The 3,907-nt window shown below is 73.8% G+C and carries 3 protein-coding genes and 1 pseudogene; all 4 read right to left on the reverse strand.

Going from position 1 to position 3,907, the window contains the following annotated elements:
* Positions 1 to 107 precede the first annotated feature (107 nt).
* Positions 108 to 275, reverse strand: a complete 168-nt coding sequence (locus FXF52_RS40590; protein ID WP_255472924.1) for a hypothetical protein — start codon at positions 273 to 275, stop codon at positions 108 to 110.
* Positions 276 to 755: 480 nt separating this feature from the next.
* On the reverse strand, positions 756 to 1,880 hold the full coding sequence (locus FXF52_RS40595) for a glycosyltransferase family 4 protein (RefSeq protein ID WP_148804947.1): 1,125 nt from the start codon (positions 1,878 to 1,880) through the stop codon (positions 756 to 758).
* A complete protein-coding gene (locus FXF52_RS40600) occupies positions 1,877 to 3,136 on the reverse strand; it encodes a M48 family metallopeptidase (protein WP_148804948.1) in 1,260 nt (419 codons plus the stop codon). The genes FXF52_RS40595 and FXF52_RS40600 overlap by 4 nt, the downstream gene beginning before the upstream one ends.
* A gap of 347 nt (positions 3,137 to 3,483) precedes the next feature.
* Positions 3,484 to 3,907 (reverse strand): annotated as a pseudogene (locus FXF52_RS40605) (hypothetical protein); the annotation flags it as partial.

Below are 3,907 nucleotides of genomic sequence, written 5' to 3' on the forward strand. Positions count from 1 at the left end.
GCCCCGCGCCCCGCGCCCCGCGCCCCGCGCCCCGCGCCCCGCGCCCCGCGCCCCGCGCCGACGAACCATAACCCCAGCCCACCTCCGGACCTGACATCACCAACGACTCACAACCGACACCACCCCAAACCGACTGTGGCCGCCGGGTCGGGGTTGCCGGAGCGCAGATTCTGGCTGGCCACCCGGACCGAGGTCGGCCCGGCTCCGGCCGCCGACGACAGCCAGGCGCTGTCGAAGAGCGCGGCCCAGACGACCGCCGGGAGAAGCACGGCCACCCAACCCCGCCGCCGGCCACGGCGTCGCAGGCAGTCAGCCACCTGAGTCGTTGCCGCTATCAGCTCCAAAGCACCCCAACGAACCATCACCGCCACCCACGACGAGACGACCCAGCCCCACCTACAAACTTGATGACGTAGACGACTCAGCACCAGGCGCCGCACCAAACACACCACCCGCCCCGACCTGAATCGTTCACGCCATCAAGTTCGTAGCGTCCAAAAGAGACCTGCGGCCGCCGGGGACGCGAAGGGCCCGGGCGTGGGAAAGCGCGGGGCGCGAAGGCACGAGGCACGAGGCGCGCAAACACGAGGCGCGAAGGCACGGGTCCGAAGGCGCGGGGTCAGGGCAAGGCGGACCAGCAGCGCCGCACCTCCGTGGCCATGGCCGCGGGCGGCTGCCCGGGAACTCGGCCGTCGCCGGCGGACGATTCCGGCCCAGGTCAGCGCCGGCCCACTCCTGGTCGCACCTCGGGCGGGTCAGCCGGCGAGGAGGGCGGCCATCCGTTCCGCCTGGGCCTCCCAGCGCCACTCCTTCTCCACCCAGGCACGGCCAGCGCCGCCGAGCTGCCGGGCCAGGTCCCGGTCGGCGAGCAGCGTCGCCACCCGGTCGGCGAGCTGGGCCACGTCCCGGCCCCGGACCACGTACCCGGTCTCCCCCTCCCGGACGGCGTCCGGCGCGCCGCCGGAGTCGCCGGCCACCACCGGCAGGCCGGTCGCGCTGGCCTCCAGGTAGACGATTCCCAGCCCTTCGACGTCCAGGCCACGGTTGCGGGTCCGGCAGGGCATGGCGTACACGTCACCGGCGGCGTAGTGGGCGGGCAGCTCGGCCGACGGCACCGAGCCGGTGAAGACCACCTCGCGCTCCACCCCGGTCTGCCGGGCCAGCTTCTCCAGTGTCGCCCGGTAGGGCCCGCCGCCGACGATCAGCAGGGCCGCGTCCGGCACCCGGCGGCGGATCTCCGGCATCGCCCGGATGAGCATGTCCTGCCCCTTGCGCGGCACCAGGCGCGAGACGCACACCACCACCGGGCGGTCGGCCAGGCCCAACCGCAGCCGTACCCGCTCCCCGTCGACGGACGGGTGGTAGGTCTCGACGTCGACGCCCGGCGCGAGCCGGCGCAGCTCGGTCACCCCGTCCAGCACCCGGGCCAGCCGGACCCGGGTGTATTCCCCCAGATAGGTGGTGACGTCCACGCCCCGCCCGATCCGACGCAGCGCGGACCGGGCGCCGGGCAGTGCGGCCCAGCCGGCCTCGTGGCCGTGGGTCAACGCCACCGCCCGCCGGATCCCGGTCCGCCGGCGCAGCCCCGCCGCGAGCAGCCCCAGCGGGGCCGCCGCGCCGAACCACACCGTGTCGCAGTCGTACGTCCGGGCCAGCTTCGCCGCGCGGCGGGCGATCAGCGGGGTGGGCAGCAGCACCTTGGTGCGTTCCCGGATCACCTCGAAGGGCTGGTCGGCGTCGAACTTGGCGGCACCCCGCCAGCTCGACGCGTACACCACCAGGGAGCCTGGGGGCTGGCGGACGGCGAGGTTGTGCACGAAGGACTGGATGCCACCCGGCCGGGGCGGGAAGTCGTTGGTGATCAGCAAGGTCCGGCTCATCTGCCGATCTCCCTGGCGTAGGCGCGGGCGGCGGCCATCCGCTCCACGGTGGACGGGTGGGACGCCGACCAGAGGTACTCCCAGCGGGGCGGATCGGGGTCGGCGAGGTTCACGCCGGCCAGGCGGCGCTGCATCGCCTCGAAGGTGGCCGGGTCGCCGGTCAACGCGAGCGCGTGCGCGTCGGCCCGGGCCTCCACCCGCCGCGACACCAACGCCTGCGCCGGGGTGGCCACCAGCCCGGCCAGCGTGATCAGCGCGATCAGCAGCGGGAACGCGCGGGGTTGGGCGACCGAGTCGACCCCGGCCAGCCGCAGCAGCGGCGGCCAGGAGCCGATCAGATAGAGGGCCACCACCGCGGCGGCGGCGCCGAGCGCCCCGAGCAGGGTGCCGATCCACACGTCCCGGTCCCGCGCGTGCCCCAGCTCGTGGGCGACCACGCTGGTCACCTCCGCGGGGGTCGCCTCGCGCAGCAGGGTGTCGTAGACCACCACCCGCCGGGTCGGCCCGAGCCCCGAGACGTACGCGTTGACCGCCCGGGTCCGCCGGGAGGCGTCGGCCACCAGCACGTCGCGGACCGGCACCCCGTCGCGGGCGGCCAGGCTCATCAGCTCGGTACGCAGCGGGCCGGGCTCCATCGGGGTGAACCGGTTGAACACCGGCTCCACCAGCACCGGCAGCACGAACGACAGCAGCACCACCAGCGCGGCGGCGCCGGCCGCGCCGAACGCCCACCACCAGCGCGGGGCGAGCCGGACGACCGTGTAGAAGCCGAGCAGGGCGAGCGCGCCGATGACCGCACTGACCGCGTACGACTTGAGCAGGTCCACCGCCCAGCCGCCCCAACCCTGGGTACTCAGCCCGTACCGGGTCAGCACGGTGTGCCGCCAGGCGGCGAAGGGCAGGGTGAGCAGGTCGGCGAGGAGCATCACGGCCAGCCCACCGAGCACCGCCTGGGCGATCCAGTGCCCGCCGAACGGCCGGCCGGCGAACTCCACCAGGCGACCACCGACCGGGGTGAGCCCGAGCACCAGGGCCACCGCCAGGCCGACGACGAGCGCCGACCACCCGGCGGGCCGCAGCGCGCCGTGGAACGCCCGCCCGCGGGCCACCTGCTCGACCGGGAGTGCCCGCAACGCGGCCAACTGGTCGGCGCGGGGCGCCGGTGGCCGGTGCCACGGGATCAGCAGCGCCGCGGTGACGGCCAACACGACGGCCAGCCCGGCGAGGGTGAGCACGGCCCACCCGCGCGGCGTCACCGCGTCGCCCCGGTGCCGGTGGCAAGCGGCGTGCCGGGGGCACGCCACGGGCGGGCCGCGAGCACACCGCGCGCGCCGCCGTCACGTCGTACCCGTGGCATCTCGTCCCTCCTGCCCTGCCTGCCCGTGACCGCTCATCCGGTGACTCCTCTGAAGCCTGAGGGCGTCAGCTTCTCAGACCGCAGCCGCGGCCTGACGGGCGAGCCCCATCCGGAGGATGTGATAGCGCCGACCGGACCGGGATTAATACCCGGTAACGGGCTGTCCGCCCATATCTCTACCTGGCGGGAGCCCTGGGGGCGACCTCTTCTCTGGCGCAAGGATGAGGCGGCCGGCCCCCGTCCGCTTCAGGCCGGGTTCTTGACGTCGGCGACGTAGACCGCCCCGCCCAGGCAGTCCTTGACCTCGTAACGCGGCGCCACTGTCCCGGTCCAGCGCAGGAATCCGCTCGTGCCGGTCGCGGCGGCCATGTTGATGAACCGGCAGCCCTCGTAGAAGATCTTGCCCGCGGTTGTCGGAGTCGATCCGGTCGCCACCGAGTGCGAGCCCATCAACTGGCAGTCGAGGTAGCGCACCATCGGCCCGCGATTGCCGTTGGCGTTGAACGCATAGACGTGTGGAACCGCGCTGGCGGCCCAACTCTTGAACGAATGCGCGGTGTCGTCGCAGGAGACGAAGGTGATCGTGCCCTTGTACCAATTGGAGTCGATCACCTTGTGGCCCGTCCCGCGCACTTCGAAGCGGATTCCCTGGGCGTACAGGCGCATCATC

This window comes from Micromonospora sp. MP36 (assembly GCF_008119785.1).
GTDB lineage: Bacteria > Actinomycetota > Actinomycetes > Mycobacteriales > Micromonosporaceae > Micromonospora.